The sequence below is a fragment of the Streptomyces sp. NBC_00859 genome, from assembly GCF_045161865.1.
Lineage (GTDB): Bacteria > Actinomycetota > Actinomycetes > Streptomycetales > Streptomycetaceae > Streptomyces.
Map to the genome: position 1 here is coordinate 993,075 of NZ_CP108826.1, position 24,007 is coordinate 1,017,081.

The window sequence follows — 24,007 nt, forward strand, 5'->3', positions numbered from 1 at the left end:
CCGCCGTCCGGCTGCCCGCCCGGACTTCCGACCCCTCCGGCACCCCCCGACAGAGGAGAGCCAGCACAGATGAGTACCCCGTACTACGAAGACGTGTCCCCCGGCCGTGGCGCCCTCCCGGCGCGTGCCCGGTATGCCGGATCCGATGCCACGGCCCTTTCACTGAACGGACGCTGGCGGTTCCGGCTCTCGCCGACCGCCGGCGCCGCCGACACCTCGTTCGCCGACCGGGGGTACGACGCGAGCGGCTGGGACGAGGTGGCGGTCCCCGGTCACTGGGTCCTCCAGGGGCACGGGGCGCCCGTCTACACGAATCACCTCTACCCGTTCCCCGTCGATCCGCCACGCGTGCCGACCGGCAATCCGACGGGTGACCACCTGCACACGTTCGACCTTCCGGCACAGTGGCCGCCGGCCGGTGACGCCGTGCTGCGCTTCGACGGGGTCGAGTCGTGCGCCAGGGTCTGGCTGAACGGCGAGGAGCTGGGCGAGTTCAAGGGCAGCAGGCTTCCCCACGAGTTCGCGGTGGGCGCCCTGTTGCGGCCCGGCGGCAACGTCCTCGCCGTCCGGGTCCACCAGTGGTCGTCCGGTTCGTACCTGGAGGACCAGGACCAGTGGTGGCTGCCGGGTATCTTCCGTGACGTCACGCTGCTGCACCGGCCCGACGGCGCGGCCGGTGACTTCTTCGTGCACGCCTCCTACGACCATGTGACCCGGCTGGGGACCCTGCGGGTCGACAGCGAGGTGCCCGGCCGGGTGACCGTGCCGGAACTGGGGGTCGAGCTGGCGACCGGCGACGAGGTGTCGCTGCCGGTCGAGCCCTGGACGGCGGAGACCCCGAGGCTGTACACCGGTGAACTGGCCACGGCCGGTGAGCGGGTCACGCTGCGCGTCGGCTTCCGTACGGTCCGGGTCGAGGACGGCGTCATCAAGGTGAACGGACGGCGGATCCTCTTCCGGGGGGTCAACCGCCACGAGTTCCACCCGGACACCGGCAGGACGCTCGGCCTGGAGACGATGCGCGCCGATGTGACGCTGATGAAGCAGCACAACATCAACGCGGTGCGCACCAGCCACTACCCGCCCCACCCCGACTTCCTGGCGCTCTGCGACGAGCTGGGGCTCTGGGTCGTCGACGAGTGCGACCTGGAGACCCACGGCTTCACCGAGCAGGACTGGCGCGGCAATCCGGTGGACGACGAACGCTGGACGCCGGCTCTGCTGGACCGGGCCGCCCGCATGGTGGAGCGCGACAAGAACCACCCGTCGGTCGTCGTCTGGTCGCTGGGCAACGAGTGCGGGACCGGGCGCGGGCTCACGGCGATGGCCGGGTGGGTCCGCGAACGCGACCCGGACCGGCCCATCCACTACGAGGGTGACCAGTCCTGCGCGGACACCGACATGTACTCGCGGATGTACGCCTCGCACGCCGAAGTGGAGTCCATCGGCCGCCGGGAGGACGGGGGGCCGGCCGAGCGGAGCGGGCTTCCCTTCGTCCTCTGCGAGTACGGGCACGCCATGGGCAACGGCCCCGGCGGCCTCACCGAGTACCAACGGCTCTTCGAGGCGCACGAACGCAATCAGGGCGGCTTCATCTGGGAGTGGATCGACCACGGCCTGACGCACCCCGATTTCGGCTACGCCTACGGCGGCGACTTCGGTGAGGAGCTGCACGACGCCAACTTCGTCTGCGACGGGCTGCTCTTCCCCGACCGCACCCCCTCCCCCGGCCTCGCGGAGTACAAGAAGGTGATCGAGCCGGTCGCCATCGGCGGGGACGGGCCCGCGGGGACGGTCCGCGTCGTCAACCGCTACGACTTCACCGATCTCTCCCACCTCGTCTTCGAGTGGTCGTACGACGTGGAGGGCGAGAGCGTCCGCGCGGGCGTCCTCGGCGTACCGGCGCTGGCCCCCGGCGAGCAGGCCGAGGTGCGGCTCCCTGCCGCGCCGGACACGGAGCGTACGGGAGAGAGCCAGTGGACCGTACGGGCCCTGCTCGCCGACGGGAGCCGTCACGAGGTCGCCTGGGCGCAGCTGCCCGCCATACCCCGGCAGCCGGTGGCCATGGCCACGGGAAGCGTCCCGCACCGGACAGGGGAGGTACTCACCCTCGGTCCTGCCGACTTCGACGCACGCACCGGTGAGCTGCTGTCGGTCGGGGGCACCGCTGTGCGGGAGCTGCGGCTGGACGTCTGGCGTGCTCCGACGGACAACGACAACGGTACGGACTGGACGAACGGCGCCCGCTACGGGCAGCTCTGGCGCGAGCTGGGGCTGCACCGGATGCAGCACCGCCTGGACGCGGTCGAGCTGACGGACACCGCGCTCACGGTGCGCACCAGGGTGGCGCCCGCCGCACGGGACATCGGTCTGGTCACCGTGTACCGCTGGACCAGTGACGGCACCCGGCTGCGGCTCGGGGTCTCCGTCACCCCCGAGGGCGAGTGGACGGTTCCACTCCCCCGGCTGGGTGTCCGCTTCGCGCTGCCGGGCGGGGCCGGCACCGCGGCCTGGTTCGGCGGCGGTCCCGGTGAGGCCTATCCCGACACTCGCGCGGCGTCGAGGCTCGGCAGGTGGGAGACATCGGTCGACGGTCTGCAGACGCCGTACGTCCGCCCTCAGGAGAACGGCTCCCGGGCCGACGTCCGCTGGGTCTCGATCGGTGGCGTACGGGTGGTGGGTGATCCGGAGTTCTGGTTCACGGCGCGGCGCTGGACGAGCGAGCAGCTCGACACCGCGGAGCACCGTACTGATCTGCGCCCGGCGGACCGGGTGTGGGTGAACCTCGACCACGCCCAGCACGGAATCGGCTCGCAGTCATGCGGGCCGGGAGTGCTTCCGCAGCACCAACTGCACGCGGGGCCCGCTGAGTTCGGCTTCACCTTCACCGGAGGCCCGGAAGCCTGAGGGCGGGCCCGCCGTACCCGGTGCGGTGGTTCCGCCGGGTGTTCACCCCGTGGTCAGTCCGGCCGCTGCCGCGACGAGGGCGTCGAGCAGCGGCCGGAACAGCGGATGGTCCTCGGCGCCGCGGCGCACGGCGGCGAACACCCGGCGGGTCGCGGCCGGGCCTTCCACCGGGCGGACGACGGTGTCCTTCAGCTCCATTCCGCGCAGCGCGGAGCGGGGCACCAGGGCCACCCCCGCACCCGCCCCGGCCAGCGCGACGACGGCCCGGAAGTCGTCCGACGAGTGCACGAGACGTGGCTCGAACCCGGCACGCTCGCAGGCGAGGAGCACCACGTCGTGGCAGGGGTTGCCGGGATAGGGGCCGATCCACTCGCTGTCGGCCAGCTCGGCGAGGGTGACGTACGGGCCCCGGCCGAGGGGGTCGCCAGCGGGCAGCACGGCGTCGAAGGGCTCGGCGTACAGCGGGACGCGGGCGAGTCTGCGGTCGTCCTCGCGGGGTGCGCCGCGGTATTCGACCGCCAGGGCCAGATCGGCCTCCCCGTCCAGGACGAGCGTCAGGCTCTCGTCCCCCTCGGAGTCCCGCACCCGGACCCGGATACCGGGATTGCGCCCGGCGAGCAGCCGGATGGCCGGGGCGAGCACTTCGGCGATCCCCGTCGCGAAGGCGGCGACGGTGACCTCGCCCGACACGCCGCCCGCGTAGGCGGCCAGCTCGGCCTCGGCCCGCTCCAGCTGTGCGAGGACGGCGTGGGCGTGGGTGAGCAGGATCTCACCCGCGGCCGTCAGCCGTACCCCCCGGCCGCTGCGGGTCAGCAGGGCGTGACCGGTCTCCTGCTCCAGTGCGGCGAGCTGCTGGGAGACGGCCGAAGGGGTCAGATAGAGCGCTGCGGCCGCGGCGGTCACCGTGCGGTGGTCCGCCACGGCCCGCAGAATGCGCAGGCGGCGGGGGTCGATCACCCTGCCATTGTCGCCCGTGCGTCGATGAACGCCGCAACGGCCCGTTCCACGTCGGCGGTGGAGTGCGCGGCCGAGAGCTGGACCCTGATACGCGCCTTGCCCATCGGGACCACCGGGTACGAGAAACCGATCACGTAGACGCCGCGCTCCAGGAGCAGCTCGGCCATCCGGCCCGCCTCGGCGGCGTCACCGATCATCACGGGGGCGATGGCGTGATCGCCGGGAAGGATCTCGAAGCCCGCCTCGGTCATCTTCGTCCGGAAGAGCCGGGTGTTGGCGTCGAGGTGCTGCCGCAGCTCACCGGCGGACTCGATCAGGTCCAGGACCTTGAGCGACGCCGCGGCGATCACCGGGGCCAGCGAGTTCGAGAAGAGGTACGGACGCGAGCGCTGACGGAGCAGTGCGACGATCTCGGCGCGCGCCGCGACGTAGCCGCCGGAGGCTCCGCCGAGCGCCTTGCCGAGGGTGCCGGTGATGATGTCGACGCGGTCCATCACGCCGTGCAGCTCCGGGGTGCCGCGGCCGCCGTCGCCGACGAAGCCGACGGCGTGCGAGTCGTCCACCATGACCATCGCGTCGTACCGGTCGGCCAGGTCGCAGATCTCGGCGAGCGGGGCGACATAACCGTCCATGGAGAAGACGCCGTCGGTCACGATGAGCCGGCGGCGGGCTCCGCCGGCGGCCGCGGCCTTGAGCTGCTGTTCCAGGTCGGCGAGGTCACGGTTGGCGTAGCGGAACCGGCGGGCCTTGGAGAGGCGGATGCCGTCGATGATGGACGCGTGGTTGAGGGCGTCGGAGATGACCGCGTCCTCGGCGCCGAGCAGCGTCTCGAAGACCCCGCCGTTGGCGTCGAAGCAGGAGGAGTAGAGGATCGTGTCCTCCTGTCCGAGGAAGGCCGACAGGCGCTGCTCCAGCTCCTTGTGGACGTCCTGGGTGCCGCAGATGAAACGCACGGACGCCATGCCGTAGCCCCAGCGGTCCAGGGCCTCCTTGGCGGCGGCGACGATGTCGGGATGGTCGGCCAGGCCGAGATAGTTGTTGGCGCAGAAGTTCAGCACCTCGCCGGAGGCGACGCCGACGGACGCGCTCTGGGGGGTGGAGATGACACGCTCCGGCTTGAAGAGACCGGCTTCGGTGATCTCGTCGAGGGTGGCGCGCAGACCGTCGCGGACGGACTCGTACATCAGGGTGCTCCTCAGGGGTTCGGGTCAGGCCGTCCAGTCGAGAATGATCTTGCCGCAGTGACCGCCGGCAGCCTCGTCGAAGGCGGCGTCGAAGTCCTGGTAGGCGTACTTGCCGGTGATCACCGGGGAGAGATCGAGACCGCCTTCGAGCAGCACCGTCATCGCGTACCAGGTCTCGAACATCTCGCGGCCGTAGATGCCCTTGACCGTGATCATCGAGGTGACGATCTTCGCCCAGTCCACGGCGAACTCCTCGGCGGGCAGCCCCAGCATCGCGATGCGCCCGCCGTGGGTCATGTTGTCCACCATGTCCCGCATGGCCTCCGGCCGCCCGGACATCTCCAGGCCGATGTCGAAGCCCTCCTTGAGGCCCAGGCTGTGCTGTGCTTCGGCGATACCGCTCTCGGCGACATTGAGCGCGAGAGTCGCACCGGCCTTACGGGCCAGGTCCAGCCGGTAGGGACTGACGTCGGTGATCACGACATTGCGGGCGCCTGCGTGCTTCGCCACGGCCGCCGCCATGATGCCGATCGGGCCCGCACCCGTGATCAGCACGTCCTCGCCGACCAGCGGGAAGGAGAGCGCGGTGTGGACGGCGTTGCCGAACGGATCGAAGATCGCGGCGACGTCGAGGTCGACCTTCGCACGGTGCACCCACACGTTCGACGCGGGGAGCACCACGTACTCGGCGAACGCGCCGTCGCGCCCGACGCCGAGCCCCACAGTGGAGCGGCACAGGTGCCTTCGTCCCGCCAGACAGTTACGGCACTTCCCGCAGACCAGGTGCCCCTCACCGCTGACCAGGTCGCCGACGGCGATGTCGGCGACATCGGCGCCGACACAGGCGACCTCGCCGACGAACTCGTGCCCGAGGATCAGCGGCGTCCCGACAGCCTGCTGCGCCCATCCGTCCCAGGACCGGATGTGGAGGTCCGTGCCGCAGATACCGGTCCGCGCCACCTTGATCAGAACGTCGCCGGGGCCGGCCTCGGGCTCGGGGACGTCCAGGAGCCACAGGCCGGGCTCGGCGTGCTGCTTGACAAGGGCCTTCATCGCGGCGGCTCCAGGCGTGACGGTGACGTGAGGTGGTCGGACACCAATCTGCCGAGCGACGGCCCGCCAAGTCCATCGAGGATTTCTTAAGCGGGGTCGCAGCGGAGCTTCACACGGCGCGAGCGGACTCCTCGTGCACCACGGCCGGGCCCGGCCGTGCGCGCGCATTGCGTGAAAGTTCGGTGGAGGTCAATCGGCCCCGGGTAAAGCGGAAGTGACGGTTCATCACTCCTCTTCCGCTTGGCTCCCGGCACCCTCATCCTGGACGCATGCGAATCACTCTACGCGCGTTGCGCACCCGTGCTGCTGCCGTCGGCATCGCCACCGCGATCGTCGTCACGCCTACCGTGTTCCTCGCGACCGAAGCCCATGCAAGCGTCAGCGGCACCGTCTGTTACGGCGCCCTCCCGTCCCAGGCGCACGACACGCTCGATCTCATCAAGACCAACGGCCCGTTCCCGTACTCCCAGGACGGAGTCGTCTTCCAGAACCGGGAGGGCGTCCTGCCGTCGCAGTCCACCGGCTATTACCACGAGTACACGGTGAAGACGCCCGGCAGCTCCACCCGGGGGACCCGTCGCATCATCACCGGCGACAAGACGGCCGAGGACTACTACACCGCCGACCACTACGTCACGTTCAAGCAGGTCGACTTCACCTGCTGATCCCGCTGCCCGGTCCCACCGCGGGACCGCCGGATCAGCCGTCCGCCCCGTCGTCGCCGTCCACGTACACCCAGGCGCCCTCGTACCGCTCGAACCGGCTGTGCTCGCGCAGCTCGCCGGGCTCCCCCCGGACGGTGAAGTGGGCGCGGAAGGTGACCGTGCCCGTGGTGTGGAAAGCGGTCCCCCCGGTGGTCCCCAGGATCTCCAGGCGCCGCCACAGCTGCCCCGCGTCGAACTCGACGCGGGGCGGCCTCGTCCCCGGGTGCCAGCTGCGCAGCAGGTACGCCGCGTCCCCGACGGCGAACGCACTGAAACGTGACCGCATCAGAGCCTCAGCCGTGGGGGCGGCGAGCCGCCCGCCGTGGAAGCGGCCGCAGCACTCGCCGTACGGGGCGGGCAGGCCGCAGGGACAGGGCGAATCCGCGGCGTACCGGATCCGCTGCGGCTGCCGGACCTGCTGCGACTGCTGGGGCCTCCGCGGCCGGGGAGTACGTCGGGACATACCAAGCATTCTGCCCGTCGGCGGCACCCGGTGAAAATCCGATTGCCGCCGGGACTGCGCGCTGACAGGATTCACCGCCTTCCACCTCCCGGAATCCTCCTCAACCCTCCGCACCAGCACAGGAGTTGCCTTGTCCGTCCGCGTCACCCCGCTGACCGATCCGGCGAGCAGTCCGTCGCACCGACGGCTGGTCTGGCTGGCGTCCGACACAGACGGCAGCCCCGTCGGGTCGCTGTTCCTGCGGCTGTTCACCAAGCCGGGCCAGGACCACCTCGCGGAACTGGAGCTGACGGTGCACCCCGCCGAACGGCGCAGGGGTACGGGGTCGCAGCTGCTCGAAGCGGCCGTGGCCGCCGCCCGACAGGACGGCCGCTCCACTGTCATCGCCCAGACGGGGGCCGGTTCCGCGGGAGCGCTGTTCCTGACGGGCCGGGGGTTCCGCGCTGTCCTGCACCTCACCTTCGCGCGGCTCGCACTCGCCGACGCCGACATCCCCGCGCTCACCGGCTTCGCCGCACGGCCCCACCCCGGCTACCGGCTGGTGTCCTGGGCCGGGACGGTCCCCGACGAGCTGGCCGGCACGTTCGCCACGTCGCACGGCGCGATGGACGACATGCCGATGGGCGACACCGACTACGGCACCGCGGTCTGGGACGCGGAGCGCGTGAGGGAGGCCGCCGCAGTCGTCCGCGAACGGGGCGACCTGCTGTACACGGTGGCGGCGGTGGACGAGTCGGACGGCTCGATCGCCGGATTCACCGAGCTGGTCGTCCCCGGTGACGGGACCGGCGACGCCCAGCACTACGGCACCGGTGTGCTGCCCCGGCACCGCGGGCACGGGCTGGCCCGCTGGATGAAGGCCGAGACGATCCGGCAGACTCGCGAACGCCACCCGCGGCTCGGCGGACTGCTCACCGATACCGCCGACAGCAACCTGCCGATGCGGGCGGTCAACGACGCGCTGGGCTATGAACCGACCCACCGCACGACCGAGTTCCAGCTCGACCTGGACCCGCGTCCGGCCTGACGGGTGCGGACACACCCGGCAACGGCACGAGCCGCGGCAGTAGCCTGCGGATCATGTTCGTACTGGAATTGTCCTACACAGCACCGATCGAGCGCGTGGACGAGCTCCTCGGGGACCATGTCGTCTGGCTGGACGCCGCGTACGCCGCAGGCGTCTTCATCGCTTCGGGCCGCAAGAACCCGCGGGACGGCGGGATCATCCTCGCCACCGGCACGGAGCGCGCGTCGGTCGAGGAGCTCACCGCGACGGACCCGTTCGTGCTAGCGGGAGTCTGCACGTACCGCATCACCGAGTTCATCGCGACGAAGACCGCGCCCGAGCTGGATGCCTTCCGGCAGCAGCCGTAGGGACCGGATCCGTTCCGCGGGTCAGCCGCAGTCCGTGCACCCTCAGTCCCGCGCTGCGGCGCGTACCCGCGCTCCCCCTGCGCGCCCGGAGCCCGCCGGTGTACGGACGGGCTCCGGGCGGAGGGGCGCGCCGCCCCCGTCCCCACGGTGCGGCGCAGGCGGTCCGCCGTCATCCGCTCGACGACGGCCGCCAGTCTTCGGGGCCGATGGCCTCAGGCCTCGCCCGCCCGGGGCTCCGGTGTCGCGGGGCCACCGTTACCGGGGGCACCGGCCAGCCCGAGTGCGGGAAGCACCGCGCCCCGGACGAAGCGGCCGAGGTACTCCGCGTCGCCGTAACACCCCTCCAGCATCGGCCGGATACGCATCGCGACCATCAGCTGCGGCGCCACGAACTCCACCGCCGGGTTGTCCGCCGCGACCTCACCGCGGGCCACCGCACGGGCGACCATCGCGTCGATGGCGGCCGCCGCCGGCTCGATCAGGCCCTCGCGCAGCGCCTCCAGGAGCTCCGGATTCTGCAGGGCCGCGTGGCTGAGCGCGTGCATCAGCGGAGTGTCGCGCCCCGAGTGCGCCCCCAGCGACTTCGCGGCCTCCAGCAGATCCCCGGCGAGCGTACCGGTGTCGATGCTGGTGAGGTTCCCGGCACGGGTGCCGCGCAGCGCGCACGCCACCAGCTGGGGCTTGGTCCCCCACTGCCGGTAGAGCGTGGACTTGCCGCAACGCGAACGGGAGGCGACGCCCTCCATCGTCAGCGAGTCGTACCCGCCCTCGCGGAGAAGCTCCAGTACCGCCGCATAGAACTCCTGCTCGCGCTCCGGTGTGATCTTGGAGCGTGAGGACGACGTCGCGGAGTCCTGGGGCGGCATGAGCTCTCCCTTTCGATATGGACGAACGGTGTGACGAGCGGCATCGGCACCTCATAGTACCGAAACGCCAGTGTACCGATACGCTGGTGTACCGATACGTCTCCGTATCGGTACACTGTCGTTTCGATGAGGTGCGGTCCGGACTGCCCGGACAGCGCCTCGCACATTCCGTTACGCAATGCAAAGGGGTCGGGGTGATGAGTGCCCTCACCGAGCCAGTCGAACGGGAGCCTGACACCGCAGCCCGGCCACCCCTCGTCCGTGAGCTCCTGCTGGTCGTCGGACTCTTCCTCGTGTACAAGCTGGGCCGGCAGCTGGCCGACGGCCACGTCGGCGAGGCGTACCGCAACGCGGACCACGTCTGGGACTTCGAGCGCGCGGTGCGGCTGCCCGACGAGGGCTCGGTGCAGCGGGCGCTGCTGCACAGCGATTCGCTGATTCATATCGCGAACACGTACTACGCAGCCGTGCATTTTCCGGCGATCGTGCTCTTCCTGGTCTGGCTGTACTGGCGCCGACCGCGTCACTACGTGTGGGTGCGACGGGTGCTCACCGCGCTGACCGGCGCCGCACTGGCCCTGCATCTGCTCGTACCGCTGGCGCCCCCGCGGATGCTCGCCGAGGCCCATCTCGTCGATACCGGGCAGGTCTACGGGCCGACCGTATACGGCTCCGCCCCCGCTACCGACTCCATGGCCAACCAGTACGCGGCGATGCCGTCACTGCACTTCGGCTGGGCGCTGATGATCGCCGTCGGACTGATCGTCGCCACCCGCTCCCGTGCGCGGTGGCTGTGGCTGCTGCACCCGCTGGCCACCCTCCTGGTGATAGTGGCCACGGCCAACCACTACTGGCTCGACTCGATCGTCGCCACGGTGCTGCTCGCGCTCGCCCTGGCCGTCATCCGGGCGCCCGGAGCCGTCACTCCCCGTCCCGTCGAGGCCGCCGCACCGGGCACCCCCGCCGTACCCGCGGGCGCGGTGCCCGCGCCCGCGGCGTCCCTCGACGACCAGCCGTCCGAGCCCGCCCGCGCGCTCGCCGTAAGTGGGGGGTGCCCGTGAACGCGACCCTGGCCGCCGTCGTCCTGTCGCTCCTGTCCGCCGTCGGCTATGCCACGGCCGCCGTGGCGCAGGAGCGTCTCGCCTCCCGCACCCGGCCTGGCTCCGGGCTGCGACTGCTCGGCCACGGCGCCTGGTGGTGGGCGGTCGGCCTCAACGCGGCCGGAGCACTCCTGCATGTGGCAGCACTGAAATACGGATCCCTCACCCTCGTACAGCCGCTCGGAGCGCTCACCCTGGTCGCGGCCGTCCCGCTGGGTGCGCACCTCGCCGGCCGCCGGGTCGCCAGGACCGAGTGGCGCGGCACCGTACTCACGCTCCTCGGCCTGGCCGCGCTGCTGCTGGCCGCGGGAGGTACGGCCCCGCACGAGACGCTCTCACTGCCCGAGGCGCTCGGCATCGCGGCGGTGGCCGTGCTCCTGGTCGCCGGGCTGGTACGGCGCGCGGGCAGGCCGGGCGCGCGGCCCGGTCTGCGGTTCGCCACCGCGTCCGGAATCGTCTCGGGGGTGGCGTCCGCGCTCACCCAGACAGTGACGGTCTCGGTCACCGGTCACACGCCGGGCCAGGTGATCAGCTGGCGTACGGCCGTCGTGGCGCTGCTCGTCGCGGCCTTCGCGGTGGGCGGGCTGCTGCTCTCGCAGACCGCTTACCGGGGCGGCCTCGGGGCCCCGCTCGCCATGGTCACGCTCGCGAACCCGGTAGCCGCTTCGGTGATCGGTCTTGCGCTGCTCGGTGAGCGCCTGCAGGGCGGGGCGACCGGGATACTGATGGCCGTCGTGGGGGCGGCGGCAGCGGCCCGGGGAGTCGTCCTGCTCACCCGCACGGCTGCCGGTGCGCCGCCCGCCCCCGCTCGTCCGCAGCCCGAGCCGCAGCCGGAGCCGCCGTCGCCCGTCAGGTCCCGGCGGCCGGACGCGGCTCCTGCCGCTCCCGCGCCGTGCGCCGCACCTCTATCAGCAGTGCCTGCCCCGGATCGAGCACCGGCATCGGAACCCCTGCTCCACTGAGTACCGGGCCGGGCAGCGTCACCCAGCCACCGAGGGCGGCCGTGACCCAGGGGGGCGCCGTCACCTCACGGAACGACGGCAGCCCTGCCTCGGTCCTGATGCGCACCCGGTAACTCCCGGTGCGGTCCAGGCCCGGCAGCACGACCCGGCCCGGCTGGGCCTCGGGGGAGCTCGCCACCGTTGCCCAGCAGTAGGCGGCGGCGCTCCCGTCTGCTGCCACCACACCGTGCAGCAGCGCGGCGTCACCGACGGAGTCCGCGCGGACCACCCGTCCGCTGTGCAGCAGCGGGCGCAGCTCCTTGTAGAGCGCCCCCCAGGCCTTCAGCCGCGCCAGCTCATCCGGTGAGCAGGCTCCGATGTCGCGCTCGATGCCGGCGTGCGCGAAGAGCGCCGTGAGCAGCCGGAAGGAGCTGTCGGTGAGCCGCCCCGTGGTGTGGCTGCGCGCCTCACCGACGTGCGAGCCGATCAGCTCGGGCGGCAGCAGCTGACCGGTCCAGCGCTGGATGGCCTGGCGCTCGACGGGGTCGTTGCAGTCCGACGCCCACACCCGGTCCGTACGGGCCAGTACGCCCAGGTCCACCCGGGCACCGCCGCTGGAGCAGCTCTCGATCTCAAGACCCCGGTGCCTTGATCTGAGCGTGTCGAGCAGCCGGTACAGCGCCTCGGTCTGCGCGTGCACCCCCGGCCGGTCCCGCCCGTCGGCCGAGCGCTGGACCGCCTCGTGCAGGTCCCGGTTGTGATCCCACTTCAGGTAGTCGACGCAGTACCGGGTGATGACCGCGTCGAGCGACTCCAGCAGATACTCCCAGGCCCCGGGGTGCCCGATGTTGAGCGCGTACTGATGACGGGAGCTGGGGCCGAGGCCGGAGCCCGGTCCGAGGATCCAGCCGGGGTGGGCGCGGGCCAGCTCCGAGTCGAGGCTGACCATCTCGGGCTCGACCCAGAGCCCGAACTGCATGCCGCGGGCGTGCACCCGGTCGGCGAGCGGGGTCAGCCCGTCGGGCCAGACCGACGTGTCGACAGTCCAGTCCCCGAGCCCGGCTGTGTCGTCGCGCCTCCCGAGGAACCAGCCGTCGTCCAGCACGAACCGCTCGACTCCGATGTCCGCGGCCGTGTCGGCGAGGGCGACGAGACGCTCGGGCCGGTGGTCGAAGTACACGGCCTCCCAGCTGTTCAGGGTCAGCGGGCGCGGCGTCACCGGGTGCGAGGGGCGGGCCCTGAGCAGCGTGTGGAATCGGTCGGCGAGCCCGTCGAGTCCGGCGCCGGACCAGCTGAACCAGCACACGGGCGTGGTGTACGTCTCCCCCGGCGCCAGCCGTATCTCGCCGGGCGAGAGCAGTTCCCCGCCGCCGAGCACGGACGCGTGCACCCCGGCGCCCTCGGGCAACTGCTCGGCCAGCCAGCGCTGGTTGCCGCTCCAGCCGATGTGGACGCCCCACACCTCCCCACCGCGGAAGCCGAAGCCCGGCACCCCGACCGTCAGGAGGTACGGGGCGTCCTGTCCGGTCCTCCCCCGGCGCTGCTCACGGACGTGGCTGCCGTGGCCGAGCGGCCTGCGCTGCGGGGACCGTTCGCGGCACCACCTGCCCGTGAAGTCGAGGATCTCGGCGGCCCTGCGCGGCAGCGGCAGCAGGGTGGTGACAGCGCTGAGGTCGTACGGGGTGGGGTCGGCGTCCGGGCGCCGGGCGACCGTGGTCCGCACCGCCAGCACGCCGGAAGGGGCCAGACAGTAGACGAGGGTCAGATCGAGGCCTGCGCTGTCGTCCGCGAGCCGCAGGACCAGTTCGCCTCCGGTCTCCTGCGCACCCACGAGGCGGGGCCTGGGAGCGGTGGCGGCGCCCGCCAGATGCCCCTGGTGCGCCGGGGTGCCCGACCAGCCGTCGGCCTCGGTCGGCCAGACGGTGAACTGCCTTGGATCGTCCGGGGAGTTGTGGAGCGCGGCGCCGTCGGCGGTGAGCGCGAGCGCTGCGCACTCCTCGTCCGTGAGGTGCCCCAGATCCTCACCCCAGTGCAGGATCCGGGGCAGTGGTGCGCAGAGTTCGACGACCAGTCCGACGCCGGCTGAGCGCAGCTGCACGGTCCTGGGGGCGGTGCGGGTCATTCGGGGGCGTCCTCTCCGCTGTCCCGGGCCGTCCCGGGAAGGTCATCGGTGCCCCGCCCCCGGCCCGGGTACGCGTCCGCGAGGCGTCCGGTGTCCCGGACCGCGTCGGCGCGGCCCGGGACACCGGTGGACCACCGGCCCCGCCCCCTTGTCGGCCCTGGTACTTCTCAGCCCTGGTACTGGGCGAGGATCTTGCTGAACTGCCACGCGTCCTGGGTGACGCCCGAGCACGTGTCGTCGTTGGGGTAGCTGCCGGGGCAGGGACGGTCGCGGTTGACCGACCAGAAGGTCAGCCGGGCCAGGTGGTGCTGCGACGCGTAGTCGGTGATCGCCTGGAAGTCAGCTGTGGTCACGGTCTCGTTGTTGTCCGTGATGCCGTTCATGGACGAGATCCCGCTGTGCCGGTAGGCCTCGTCGTCGGTGTACCCGTAGGCGCTCCTGACCGAGTCCTTCAGCCCGTCGGCGGCCTGCTCGGTCAGGTCGGCCATGTTCTTTCCGGCCCCACCGAAGTCGAACGGCATGATCGTCCAGCCGTCCACCGTGAGCCCGGAGCCGGCCGCGCGCCGGATCATGCTGTCGTCGGGGCCGCTCTGGTCACTCGGGAACGTGACATAGGTGACCAGGCCCGGGTTGCCGGCCTTCACCTTCTTGAGCGCGTCGACGGTCTTCTGCTGGGTGTCCGGGCTGTTGTAGGCGTCGCCCTCGATGTCGATGTCGATCGCCTTGAGGCCGTACGCGTCGATCACCTTCTGGTACGCCCCGGCGAGAGCGTCCGCGTCCGCGCAGGACTCCTCCAGCTTGTTGCCGCTGGCGCCGCCGAACGACGGCACCACATCGCCGCCGCCCTGCCGTACGGCGTCCACGGTCTTCTGGTCGACGTCGCCGGTGAGCGGCCGGGAGCCGTCCCACTTGGGGTCGCAGCCGCCGTCACTGAGCACGAACGCGAGGGTGAACCAGCGCACTCCGGTGGCCTGCTGAACCTCGGTGGGGTCCGGCGGGTTGCCCCATCCGTTGTAGAGGTAGGGCGCCACGGCCTGCGGCGCGGCCGCCGGAGCGGGGGCCGCCTGCGCGCTGAACGCGGTGCCCGCGGCGACAGCCGCCACCACGACGGCAATGGAGAGCGGACGGATACGACGGCTCAGCGGCCTGCCGCCGTGCCGGGAGAGGTGGCCCATGGGGGAGCCTTCCTGATATGTGGGGGGGGGAAGGGGTCGCAGCGAGGGGCCTGCCGGACGCGTACCTCCCGGCAGCAGAGACCCTCGCATTGGTCCAGACTTATTTCACGCCCTGAGTCAACCCGTGAAGAATGCCTGCGTCAACCACCTTGAACGGAGCGGGAGATGGACCTGCGAGCAGCCGCCGTCCGGACGTTCCCGCAGTGCGGGAGCGCCCAGAGGATCGACCACGGAACACACCTGCGCTAGATTCGAAACAAGACAACTTTTGATCAATTGAGGCCACGCGTCTGCTAGTTGTATGGTGAACAACGATCGGGCGTGGGCGCATACGCTCCAGCGCACCGTCAGGCATTCCGCACTTGGAGGCTGATCATGACCATCGCCCCACAACAACGGTTGGTTCAGCAGCTTCCAGCAGCACCTTTCTACTGCCCGGTGCCTCCAGGCAAACACCCGGCGGCGGCCTCGCTCAATGAGGCGACCGTACGCTGGATGCTGCAGCAGGACCTCGACACCGACGAACACCAGCGGCGCCGTCTCACCCTCTGCGACTTCGGCGGACTGACAGCGTCGACCATGCCGTACGGCCGGATCGCGCCACTCACCCTGATGGCCAGGCTGCACGCCGTGCTGTTCTCGCTGGACGACGGACTGTGCGACGAGTCCTACGCGACCGCCGGGCTCCTCGCCCAGGAGACCGGTCGCATCATGCGCGCCATCGAGGCCCCGCACGCCGCGCCCGCCCCCGGCGAGTCGGCGCGCACCGCAGCGCTGCGGTCCATCCGGCTCGACCTCGCCCTGCACGCGACACCCGTCCAGCTGCGCCGCTGGACCGAGGCCATGCGGGTCTACACCTCCGGACTCGTATGGGAGGCGTCCTGGCGCACCAGCCCCGGCCTCCCCTCGCTCGACGACTACGTCACCCTCTGGATGCGGGCCATAGGAATGGCCCCGTCCACCACGATGATCGAAATCACCGCCGGGCTGACCCTCACCGACGACGAACTCGACGACCCGCGGATACGCGCGCTCACCGAGATCGCCTGGACGCTGGTCAGCTGGGACAACGACCTCTACTCCCGGAACAAGGAGATCCTGCGGGCCGACGACGATCTGAACCTGATCGACGTCCTGGCCCAGGAGTACGGCATCGACGCGCTCCAGGCCCAGCAGGAAGCCGTGATCATGCGCGACCGCGTGATGGTGCTCTTCATGCGGCTGCGCGAGCGGGCGCTGCGCGAGGCAGGCCCGCAACTGCGGCAGTACGTGGACGGGCTGGGCCAGTTCGTCCGGGGCCACCTGGACTGGGCATCGGTCTGCCCCCGGTACACCGTGCCGGGCGCCCCCTCCACCGGGCCGGACGGCTGGTGGAAGCGGCTCCCGGCCGTGGTGGACCAGGACCCGCTTCCGCTGGCCTCCATCTCCTGGTGGTGGGACCAGGCGGACGGCGCTCAGTAGCCGCGCCACCAACTCGTCAGCGACCGCCACAGCCGCTTCGGCGCCGAACCACGTTGCGCGGGTACCGCTGCGGCGGGCGCCGCCTGTCCCGGCACCGCGTGCCCGGAAGGCGCCTGAGGGGGCGGAGCGTACGCGGGGGGCGCGGGCTGGGGCGCGGGCGGCGCTGCCGGCGCGTGCGAGGTGACCTCCCAGTCGGTGCGCGGCGGAGGCATCGCAGCGGGGGACGGTGCCACCATGATGTCCTGCGGCGGGCGCGGCGCGAACGTCACGGGCAGCCGGTCCAGGTGACGGGACATCAGGGACCCGGTCCAGCTCAGTTCGTGCTCCGCGATGGCCAGCTCGACATCGGGCAGCCGCATCAGCAGCGCGTCGACGCCGACATCGGCGATGGCCCGTCCGATGTCCTGCCCGGGGCACTCGTGCGCGCCGCCGCTGAAGGCGAGGTGGGCCCGGTTGCCCTGCATGGACGCGTTCGGATCGGGGCGGACGACCGGGTCGATGTTGGCCGCGGCGATCCCGACGACCAGGGCGTCACCCGACCTGATCTGCTGTCCTCCCAGCTCCGTGTCACCGACAGCCCAGCGGCCGAAGATCGTGGTGAACGGCGGTTCGTCCCACAGGGTCTGCTCGACCGCCTCCGGAACCGTCATATGGCCGCCGCTGAGCTGGGCCCTGAAGCGCGGGTCGGTGAGCACCATGCGCAGCACGTTGGCGATCAGGTTCGCGGTGGTCTCGTAGGCGGCGATGAGTACGAGCCGCAGGTGCTGGCCCACCTCGTCGTCGGTGAGCCCTGCGGGGTGCGCGATGAGGCGGCTCGCGAAGTCCTCCTTGGGCGCGGATCTGCGCTGCGCCACCAGGCGGTTGAGCGCGGCCATCACATAGGCGTTGCTCACGATGGCGGTCTCGGTGCCCTTGATCATGTCGCGGGCGGCCTGGACGAGCCGTTCGCTGTACTCCTCGGGCATGCCCAGGATCTGGCACATGACCATCATCGGCAGATGCTCGGCGAACCTGCCGACGAGGTCGGCCTTGCCGTCCTGGCAGAAGTCGTTGACCAGCCGGTTGCTGTAGCGGTTGATGAAGCGTCGGGTGCTGCGGGTGTCGATGTGCGACATCGCGTCGGTCACGGCGCCCCGCAGCCGCTCGTGCTCGGCGCCGTCGGCGAAGACACAGAGCGGCTGCCAGGTGAAGACCGGCGCCAGCGGGTGGTCGGGGCGCACCGTACCGTCCTGCAGGGACCGCCAGCGGCGCGAGTCGCGCGAGAAGAGCGAGGGCGTACGGGTCATGTACAGGTTCTCGCTGTGGCCGAGGACCAGCCAGGCGGGGGCGTCGCCGTGCAGCAGTACGGGCGCCACCGGGCCGTGTTCCGCGCGCAGCTTCTCGTAGAGGCCCATCGGGTCCTGCTCGGCCTCGGTCCCGTACAGCCGGCGCAGCCCGCCGGGTCCGAGCCCGTGGGCCGGGCACTGCGGGGGCGGGACTGCCGCGCCGGTGCCGGGCTGATGGTCGAAGGGGGTTGTCACGGTCACTCCAATACGTACGGACGGGGGACGGCCTGGGCTTGCGGGGTCACAGGCCGGACGGCTGCTGGGCGCGTCGCATGGCGAGGGCGTGCAGATAGCGCATGAGGGCCATCAGGGTGTCGCGGCTGGAGGCGCGCTGCCGCGCGTCACAGTCCACGATCGGCACCTCGTCGGGCAGGTCCAGCGCGGCCCGCAGCGCCTCCAGGCGGTGCCGGGGCGCGTCGGGGAAGGTGTTGATGGCGACGATGAAGGGGACGCCGCGCTCCTCCAGCCTGCCGATCACGTCGAAACTGACTTCGAGGCGGCGGGTGTCGACGAGTACGACGGCGCCGAGCGCGCCCTCGAAGAGGCCGTTCCACAGGAACCAGAAGCGCTCCTGGCCGGGCGTGCCGAAGAGGTAGAGCACGAGTTGTTCACTGATGCTGATCCGGCCGAAGTCCATCGCCACGGTGGTGGCGGTCTTGCTCTCCACACCGGAGTTGTCGTCGACTCCGACCCCGGCCTGGGTCATCGTCTCCTCGGTGGTCAGCGGGCGGATCTCGCTCACCGAACGCACCATCGTCGTCTTGCCGACCCCGAAACCGCCCACGATCACGATCTTGACCGCGGCCGTGGCCGTGTCGGGCAGTACGTCTTCCCTCCTGGGGCCTGCGATCGTGTCAGAGCTTCTGGAGTCCATGCATCACCGCTTCGAGAAGGGCCCTGTCCGGCAGCGCGGCGCGGACGATGGGCGCGCGCGACTCGACCAGTTCGGCCGCGAGGAGATCGGTCAGCAGCGCGGTCACCACGCTGAACGGCAGGCGCAGATAGGCGGAGATCTCGGCCACGGACAACGGCGACTTGCACAGTCGCACGATCGCGGCCTGTTCCGGCTGGACGGTCGGGGAGGGCTCGGCCCTGGACACCACGATGGTGACCAGGTCGAGCTCCGCCCGCTCGGCCCCGTCGGGTCCGCCGGTGATCACGTAGAGCCGTTCCGGGTCCCCCGAATCCCGGTCGGCCTTCCGGCGTTCTCTGCGGGGCGGCGAGGTCATCCGGCCTTCCCGTCGTGCCGCGGCGGGCTGGCCAGATGGGCGCCGATGCGGACGACCATGTCGCGCATCTGCGCTCCTACCAGGCCGGCTTCGACCCGTTCGTCGGTGAGGACTGCGAGGTAGGAGCCGGTGCCCGCGGCCATCAGATAGAAGAAGCCGCCGGTGATCTCGATGACGACGAGCCGCATTCTGCCGTCGCTCCCCGGGATCTCGGTGGCGACGGCGGCGGCCAGGCTCTGGAGCCCGGCGCAGGCCGCAGCGAGGCGGTCGGCGCCGTCCGGGTCTCCGCCGTGCCGGGCGATCCGCAGTCCGTCGGCGGAGAGCACCACGATCTGCTGGATACCGGGGACACCGTCGGCCAGCTCCTTGAGCATCCAGTCCATGCTGCCAAGTTGCTGAATCACGCCAGGTCCCCCTTGTCCCGCGTGTCGCCGGACTCTCCGACGGCCGACGGCTCCTGCGGCACTCCGTTGGCCGCCTTGGTGAAGGCCTCCAGCCAGATTCCCGGCTGGGGCTCCTCCTTCTCCGGTTGCTGCGTCTCATCGGATGCCCGTGGGATGTACGGGTCGGGCTCCGGCGCCGGGGCCGGTACCAGCGGCGCCGCTTCCTCGGAGCCGAAGGACGAACGGAGGCGACTGCGGCGCTGCGGCAGGCCGTTCGGAGTCCACTCCGTCACCACAGGTACGTCGTCCTCCATCGACAGCGCGGCCGGGGCTGGCCGCTTCGGTGCCGGGGCCTTGCGCGGCGCCCTGGAGGGGACACGGTCGGCGAACGCGCCGATGTCGGTGTCCGCTCCGGTACGGGGCTGTCCGGCGGCTCCGATTCCGTGCGCGATCCCGGGGGCGGGCCCCGTAGTGATCATCTCGCGGGGCACGATCAGCACCGCCCGGACGCCGCCGTAGGCCGACTGCCGCAGTGCGACCTTGAGGTTGTACATCTGGCTGAGCCGTCCGACGACTGCCATCCCCAGCCGGGGCGACTCGCCCAGGTGGTTCAGGTCGGCACCCGCCTGTGCCTTGATCAGCATGCCTTCGGCCCGCTTGCGGGCCTCCTCGCTGAGGCTGACGCCGCCGTCCTCGATCTCGATGGCGATCCCGGTCTGCACCTCGACCGCGGTGACGTGGACGCGGGTCTGCGGCGGTGAGTACCGGGTCGCGTTGTCGAGGAGTTCCGCGACGGCGTGGATCAGCGGCTCGACGGCGGGGCCCACGATGGCGACCTTGGCGATGGAGTGCAGATCGACCCGCGGGTACTCCAGGATGCGGGACATCGCGCCGCGCAGCACGCTGAACAGCGGTACGGGCTTGGGCCACTGGCGTCCCGGCCGGGCACCGCCGAGTACGGAGATGCTGTCGGCGAGACGCCCGATGAGCGCGTTGCCGTGGTCGAGGCGGAGCAGATCGTCGAAGACCTCCGGCTGACGGCCGTGGTCCTCCTCCATCTCCCGGAGCTCCGCGGCCTGCTGGTGGACGATGGCCTGGACGCGGCGGGCGATTCCGACGAACGCGAACTGCGCGCCCTCGCGCTGCGACTCCTCGTCGTCGACGATCTTCAGCAGCGCCGCGAGGATCTCGCGCTGCGCGGAAGGCAGGTCGCGGTACATCTCGTTGTCGTCCACGAGGATCCGCATGACCTCCAGCGGCGACTCACCGTGCTTGAGCCGGTGGATGGCCGCTGGCATCAGCTCCTTGGCGAGCCGCACGGTCTCCGCGTCGTGTGCGGCCAGGCGCTGTTCCAGGAATGCCAGCCGCTCCCCGTAGGCCCGGTGGAGCGTGCGGGTCCCTGACGCGCGGCGGACGAGTGCGGTGACGAGTACGGCGATGACGACGGTGGCCAGAGAGCCGGCCCAGACAACGGGTATCCGGGCGGCCCGGTCCACCGCGACCGCGCCGACGGCCGTGGCTGCCGACGTCGTGATGACGGAGAGCAGCAGCGCACGAACCAGTGGCGCTGTCCGCTCGGTTGGAGGCGCCTCAACGCGAACCATGTGATCCCTCTGGCAGTTGACGGTGGGGAGAATCGAACTATCAAGACATGTGGGAACAAGGGCATGAATACATGTCATCTCAACTCACAATGAGCGAGCGTAGCCGGATCACATCACCGCGGCGGCATATTCCGCCAACCCCGTGCGGTGGCCACTCCAGAGGAATAGACTCGCCGGTTTTACACAGTCAGCTCCCGTTCACACACGTGGAGTGACCGAACGTATGTCCCAACTACCCCCCAAAGAGGGCAGGTTGGCCTCAGCGCAGGTGCAGGGCGTTCCTGGCCCGGTCGGCCAGCCCGTCGGCGCCGCAGGACTCGGCGAGAGCGAGCCCCCGTACGAGGTCGGGCTCGGAACGGGCGGCGATACCGAACTCGACCCGGGCCTGGGCGTGTTCGTACGCGCATGGCGACGCTTCGAGATAGGCGACGGCCCCACCGAGCAGCTCCACCGCCCGGCCGCCCGTCTCGACGACCGCCGCGATACGCAGCGATTCGCCGATAGCCGTATCCGTCCCGTACCGCTCGGCGCGGTCGCGGACATAGGTCACCAGCTGGGCCGCGCGGGCCGGGTCCTCGGTGGCGAGTGCGCGCACCAGATCACCCGCCCAGGGCGCCATGACGCTGTTGTGCCGGCCGCGGACGCGCAACGCCTCTCCCGCGGCCTCCAGTTCGGCGACGGCCTCCTTCGTGCGGCCGCAGGCCAGCAGCAGCCGGCCGCGCACGGACGGCGCGTCGGGAATGACGATGGCGGAGGGGTAGGGCGGCGCGAAACCGTAGCGTTCCGCGGCCTCGGCCGCCTCCGGCACATGGCCGCGCGCCAGCAGCGTGTCGATGAGCATGCAGGCGGCGTCCCAGTTCATCGGGAGGCCGTTGCCGACCCGCTCAGCGAGGCGCAGACTCTCGCGGAGATAGGTCTCCGCCTCGGCCAGGCGTCCGCGCCTGCGCTGCAGATAGCCGACGAGGGCGTTGGCGAAGGAGAGGTGGCCGCCGCTCCAGCCGGACACCTCGAAGGAGCGGAGCGCCTCGATGAAGAGGCTCTCGGCCCGGTCGAGCCGGTCGGCGAAGGCGTACGAGAGGCCGAGCAGCGCGGCAGGCTCGAACCCCCAGGAGGTACTGGTCCAGCCGATGCCCGGTGGCAGCCGGCCGTTGACCAGGGCCCGGTCACAGATCTCGACGATCTCCTCCGCGCTCTCACCGCGGGCCGTACCGTCGAACGCGCGCAGTATGAGCAGGATCCGCTCGGAGTTGTCCTGGCCGCCCAGGCTGTCGGTCATCGCGGCGAGCCGGCGGGAGCGTTCGGGCCCGTCGTCCTCGACCACCTGGACTCCCTCCCAGAGGAAGTGCGCGGTCTGGAGCCGTCGCCTGGCGGGGCCGGCCTCGGTCACCTCCGCCTCGGCTGCCACCGCCTCGGCCGCCTCGCGGGTCTGGTTGTTGTGGGTGAGCGCCTGGGCGAGCCGGAAGACGGCGTCCACCCGCAGGGCGCCGTCGAGGCCCGGCAGGGCGAGTGCGGCCCGCAGATGGCCGACCGTGGTGGCCGGCGATGTCAGCAGCGTGGCGCAGCCCAGTTCGTACAGGACGCTGGCGCGCACGGTCGGCAGCGGCGGTTCGGCCAGCGCCCGCTCGAGGCAGCGCCGGGCCGCGTCCGGCGCGCCCACCGCGAGGTGTTCGGCCGCGGCCTCCCGCAGCTGGGCGACCAGCTCGGGGTCGTCGTCGGGGTGGACCTGCAGCAGATGCGGCGCGGCGGCCGCCGCGCCCCGGCCCGCCATCGTGACCGCCCAGGCCGCCTGGCCGTGCATCGCGGTACGGGTGGCCGAAGGGACAGCACGGTAGACGGCGCCCGCGATCAGCGGATGGACGAACTCCATCGGGTCAGTGCCGGTCAGGATGCGGGCCGCCCTCAGCCGCTCGGCGCAGTCCATGGCCTCGGCCTCGCTCATGCCCGCCAGCCGCGCGGCCAGGTTGAGTGAGATACCCGTACCGAGGATCCCCGCCGCCCAGGCGAAGCGGGTAGCGGCGGTGCCCAGTTCCTCAAGGCGGGCGATCAGCCCCGAACCGCGGGCCGACGCGCCCAGCGCCCGCAGGGCGCCCGCCGAGTCCTCCACCGGGTCGAGCGCGTCGTCGCGCACTCTGGCCAGCAGCTCCACGGTCTCGTAGGCGTTGCCGCCGGTCACCGCCCAGACCTCGCGGCAGAACGGGTCGTCGGCGTGCTCCCCGAGCGCGCTGCGGGACAGCTGGGCGATGGCATCGGGGGTGAGCGCACGCAGCAGTACGTGCTTCTCGGCCGCGGCCTCCAGGGTGCGCAGATACTCGGCGGCGTCCCCGACCGCCTCACCCGTGCGGTAGGCGATCACCAGAAGCACCGGGGGCCCGCCGTCGCGCCGGGAGAACGAGGCCAGCCAGGCGAGCGTCTCCAGGTCGCACCAGTGCGCGTCGTCCACGATGAACACCAGCGGGCGGAACAGTTCGGCCAGCCGCACGGCCACCGCGTCCAGGCCGTCCCGGACACCCTGCGGGTCGGCCTGCTGGGCGCTGGGCGGGGCGACTCCCAGCGCGGGCCCGACGATGTCGTACCGGTCACCGAGCAGGTCGCGGGCGTCACCGATCCCGGGCATCGTCAGTGCGGGCTGCAGGAGTTGGCGTACGACATGGAAGGGGACGGATGTGAGTGTCTCGCCACCGCGGGCCGACCACACCGTGCAGCGCCCGGCCGCCTGCGTGCTGACGGTTTCGAGCAGCGCCGTCTTGCCCAGGCCGGCCTCGCCGCTGTAGATGAGGAGGCCACCGGCGGACTCCCCCGCGCACAGCGCCTCGACGGCGTGCGCACCGGCCGCGAGCTCGTTCTCCCGCTCCAGCAGCGGCACGGCCACCGGGCTTTCCTTCCGGGACCCCATCGTTCCTCCCCTGCCTGCAAACGGATTTCGAGAATATCCCGGCAGGCCGGCGCTGCGGGGCGGTCCGGAAGGACCTCTTCACGAGTGAGCAGAAGTCCCCATGCCCTGGCAGAGATGGCAGTAATCTTCCGAACGCCCCCTGCCTTGCCGGATCAGCCGGGCGGAGCGGCCCCCCGGAGCCCGCGCGGAGCACTCTCGCCGGGTGCTGGGAGTTCTCCCCTGTCGGTGCCCTGTCACCCCGGCGCCTACGATGCGTTGTTACTGTC

20 protein-coding genes are annotated in these 24,007 nt (G+C 71.4%); 7 read left to right on the plus strand and 13 right to left on the minus strand.

Going from position 1 to position 24,007, the window contains the following annotated elements; all coding sequences use genetic code 11:
- Positions 1–69 precede the first annotated feature (69 nt).
- Positions 70–2,907, plus strand: coding sequence for a glycoside hydrolase family 2 TIM barrel-domain containing protein (locus OG584_RS04140; RefSeq protein WP_405775066.1), 2,838 nt, complete (start codon positions 70–72; stop codon positions 2,905–2,907).
- Positions 2,908–2,949: 42 nt separating this feature from the next.
- On the opposite strand, the gene OG584_RS04145 is transcribed toward OG584_RS04140, so the two are convergent.
- From OG584_RS04145 to tdh, 3 genes are read right to left on the minus strand one after another with little or no spacing between them, the layout of a single operon-like run.
- A complete protein-coding gene (locus OG584_RS04145; RefSeq protein WP_405775068.1) occupies positions 2,950–3,864 on the minus strand; it encodes a LysR family transcriptional regulator in 915 nt (304 codons plus the stop codon).
- Positions 3,861–5,048, minus strand: coding sequence for a glycine C-acetyltransferase (locus tag OG584_RS04150; protein WP_405775070.1), 1,188 nt, complete (start codon positions 5,046–5,048; stop codon positions 3,861–3,863). The genes OG584_RS04145 and OG584_RS04150 overlap by 4 nt, the downstream gene beginning before the upstream one ends.
- Before the next feature lie 24 nt (positions 5,049–5,072).
- Complete coding sequence (tdh, locus tag OG584_RS04155; protein ID WP_405775072.1) at positions 5,073–6,101, minus strand: L-threonine 3-dehydrogenase; 1,029 nt, start codon at positions 6,099–6,101, stop codon at positions 5,073–5,075.
- A 269-nt stretch (positions 6,102–6,370) separates the two neighbouring features.
- Between tdh and OG584_RS04160 the strand changes: the two genes are divergently transcribed.
- Positions 6,371–6,766: a ribonuclease gene (locus OG584_RS04160; RefSeq protein ID WP_405775074.1), complete on the plus strand. Its 396-nt coding sequence runs from the start codon at positions 6,371–6,373 to the stop codon at positions 6,764–6,766.
- 34 nt (positions 6,767–6,800) lie between these two features.
- On the opposite strand, the gene OG584_RS04165 is transcribed toward OG584_RS04160, so the two are convergent.
- Entirely contained in the window at positions 6,801–7,268 is a 468-nt protein-coding gene (locus OG584_RS04165; RefSeq protein ID WP_405775076.1) for a YchJ family protein, read from the minus strand.
- Between the two features lie 130 nt (positions 7,269–7,398).
- Between OG584_RS04165 and OG584_RS04170 the strand changes: the two genes are divergently transcribed.
- Entirely contained in the window at positions 7,399–8,295 is an 897-nt protein-coding gene (locus tag OG584_RS04170) for a GNAT family N-acetyltransferase (RefSeq protein WP_405775078.1), read from the plus strand.
- A gap of 53 nt (positions 8,296–8,348) precedes the next feature.
- Positions 8,349–8,642 (plus strand): YciI family protein, encoded by a 294-nt coding sequence (locus tag OG584_RS04175; protein WP_405775080.1) that lies wholly within the window; start codon positions 8,349–8,351, stop codon positions 8,640–8,642.
- Positions 8,643–8,854: 212 nt separating this feature from the next.
- Here OG584_RS04175 and OG584_RS04180 read toward each other — a convergent pair whose 3' ends face one another.
- Entirely contained in the window at positions 8,855–9,508 is a 654-nt protein-coding gene (locus tag OG584_RS04180) for a TetR/AcrR family transcriptional regulator (protein WP_405775082.1), read from the minus strand.
- A 194-nt stretch (positions 9,509–9,702) separates the two neighbouring features.
- Between OG584_RS04180 and OG584_RS04185 the strand changes: the two genes are divergently transcribed.
- A complete protein-coding gene (locus tag OG584_RS04185; protein ID WP_405775084.1) occupies positions 9,703–10,569 on the plus strand; it encodes a phosphatase PAP2 family protein in 867 nt (288 codons plus the stop codon).
- The gene (locus tag OG584_RS04190; RefSeq protein WP_405775086.1) at positions 10,566–11,570 is read left to right on the plus strand and encodes a DMT family transporter; all 1,005 of its coding nucleotides are present in this window, start codon (positions 10,566–10,568) and stop codon (positions 11,568–11,570) included. Before OG584_RS04185 ends, OG584_RS04190 begins: the two co-directional genes overlap by 4 nt.
- Here the strand turns inward: OG584_RS04190 and OG584_RS04195 are convergent.
- On the minus strand, positions 11,458–13,671 hold the full coding sequence (locus OG584_RS04195; RefSeq protein ID WP_405775088.1) for an alpha-galactosidase: 2,214 nt from the start codon (positions 13,669–13,671) through the stop codon (positions 11,458–11,460). The two genes, OG584_RS04190 and OG584_RS04195, sit on opposite strands and share 113 nt — an antisense overlap.
- Positions 13,672–13,838: 167 nt before the next feature.
- The gene (locus tag OG584_RS04200) at positions 13,839–14,936 is read right to left on the minus strand and encodes a chitinase (protein ID WP_405775090.1); all 1,098 of its coding nucleotides are present in this window, start codon (positions 14,934–14,936) and stop codon (positions 13,839–13,841) included.
- 405 nt (positions 14,937–15,341) lie between these two features.
- On the opposite strand from OG584_RS04200, the gene OG584_RS04205 reads away from it, so the two are divergent.
- Positions 15,342–16,307 carry a terpene synthase family protein gene (locus tag OG584_RS04205; RefSeq protein WP_405775092.1) on the plus strand — a complete coding sequence of 322 codons (966 nt, stop codon included), beginning with the start codon at positions 15,342–15,344 and terminating at the stop codon, positions 16,305–16,307.
- Here OG584_RS04205 and OG584_RS04210 read toward each other — a convergent pair.
- From OG584_RS04210 to OG584_RS04235, 6 genes are all read right to left on the minus strand, one after another.
- Positions 16,301–17,827, minus strand: a complete 1,527-nt coding sequence (locus OG584_RS04210) for a cytochrome P450 (RefSeq protein ID WP_405775094.1) — start codon at positions 17,825–17,827, stop codon at positions 16,301–16,303. The genes OG584_RS04205 and OG584_RS04210 overlap by 7 nt on opposite strands.
- A gap of 46 nt (positions 17,828–17,873) precedes the next feature.
- Positions 17,874–18,506 carry a GTP-binding protein gene (locus OG584_RS04215; RefSeq protein WP_405775096.1) on the minus strand — a complete coding sequence of 211 codons (633 nt, stop codon included), beginning with the start codon at positions 18,504–18,506 and terminating at the stop codon, positions 17,874–17,876.
- Positions 18,487–18,861: a DUF742 domain-containing protein gene (locus tag OG584_RS04220; RefSeq protein ID WP_405775098.1), complete on the minus strand. Its 375-nt coding sequence runs from the start codon at positions 18,859–18,861 to the stop codon at positions 18,487–18,489. The genes OG584_RS04215 and OG584_RS04220 overlap by 20 nt, the downstream gene beginning before the upstream one ends.
- Positions 18,858–19,265 carry a roadblock/LC7 domain-containing protein gene (locus OG584_RS04225; protein WP_405775100.1) on the minus strand — a complete coding sequence of 136 codons (408 nt, stop codon included), beginning with the start codon at positions 19,263–19,265 and terminating at the stop codon, positions 18,858–18,860. Before OG584_RS04225 ends, OG584_RS04220 begins: the two co-directional genes overlap by 4 nt.
- Positions 19,262–20,848, minus strand: a complete 1,587-nt coding sequence (locus OG584_RS04230; RefSeq protein ID WP_405775102.1) for an ATP-binding protein — start codon at positions 20,846–20,848, stop codon at positions 19,262–19,264. Before OG584_RS04230 ends, OG584_RS04225 begins: the two co-directional genes overlap by 4 nt.
- Positions 20,849–21,107: 259 nt before the next feature.
- Entirely contained in the window at positions 21,108–23,741 is a 2,634-nt protein-coding gene (locus OG584_RS04235) for an ATP-binding protein (protein ID WP_405775104.1), read from the minus strand.
- Between the last annotated feature and the right edge of the window lie 266 nt (positions 23,742–24,007).

Excerpts from the sequence above, each read along its gene's own strand:
- OG584_RS04140 (WP_405775066.1), top strand. The coding sequence starts at position 70 with ATGAGTACCCCGTACTACGAAGACGTGTCCCCCGGCCGTGGCGCCCTC.
- OG584_RS04150 (WP_405775070.1), bottom strand. The coding sequence starts at position 5,048 with ATGTACGAGTCCGTCCGCGACGGTCTGCGCGCCACCCTCGACGAGATC.
- tdh (WP_405775072.1), bottom strand. The coding sequence starts at position 6,101 with ATGAAGGCCCTTGTCAAGCAGCACGCCGAGCCCGGCCTGTGGCTCCTG.
- OG584_RS04160 (WP_405775074.1), top strand. The coding sequence starts at position 6,371 with ATGCGAATCACTCTACGCGCGTTGCGCACCCGTGCTGCTGCCGTCGGC.
- OG584_RS04165 (WP_405775076.1), bottom strand. The coding sequence starts at position 7,268 with ATGTCCCGACGTACTCCCCGGCCGCGGAGGCCCCAGCAGTCGCAGCAG.
- OG584_RS04175 (WP_405775080.1), top strand. The coding sequence starts at position 8,349 with ATGTTCGTACTGGAATTGTCCTACACAGCACCGATCGAGCGCGTGGAC.
- OG584_RS04180 (WP_405775082.1), bottom strand. The coding sequence starts at position 9,508 with ATGCCGCCCCAGGACTCCGCGACGTCGTCCTCACGCTCCAAGATCACA.
- OG584_RS04195 (WP_405775088.1), bottom strand. The coding sequence starts at position 13,671 with ATGACCCGCACCGCCCCCAGGACCGTGCAGCTGCGCTCAGCCGGCGTC.
- OG584_RS04200 (WP_405775090.1), bottom strand. The coding sequence starts at position 14,936 with ATGCGAGGGTCTCTGCTGCCGGGAGGTACGCGTCCGGCAGGCCCCTCG.
- OG584_RS04205 (WP_405775092.1), top strand. The coding sequence starts at position 15,342 with ATGCTGCAGCAGGACCTCGACACCGACGAACACCAGCGGCGCCGTCTC.
- OG584_RS04215 (WP_405775096.1), bottom strand. The coding sequence starts at position 18,506 with ATGGACTCCAGAAGCTCTGACACGATCGCAGGCCCCAGGAGGGAAGAC.
- OG584_RS04220 (WP_405775098.1), bottom strand. The coding sequence starts at position 18,861 with ATGACCTCGCCGCCCCGCAGAGAACGCCGGAAGGCCGACCGGGATTCG.
- OG584_RS04230 (WP_405775102.1), bottom strand. The coding sequence starts at position 20,848 with ATGGTTCGCGTTGAGGCGCCTCCAACCGAGCGGACAGCGCCACTGGTT.
- OG584_RS04235 (WP_405775104.1), bottom strand. The coding sequence starts at position 23,741 with ATGGGGTCCCGGAAGGAAAGCCCGGTGGCCGTGCCGCTGCTGGAGCGG.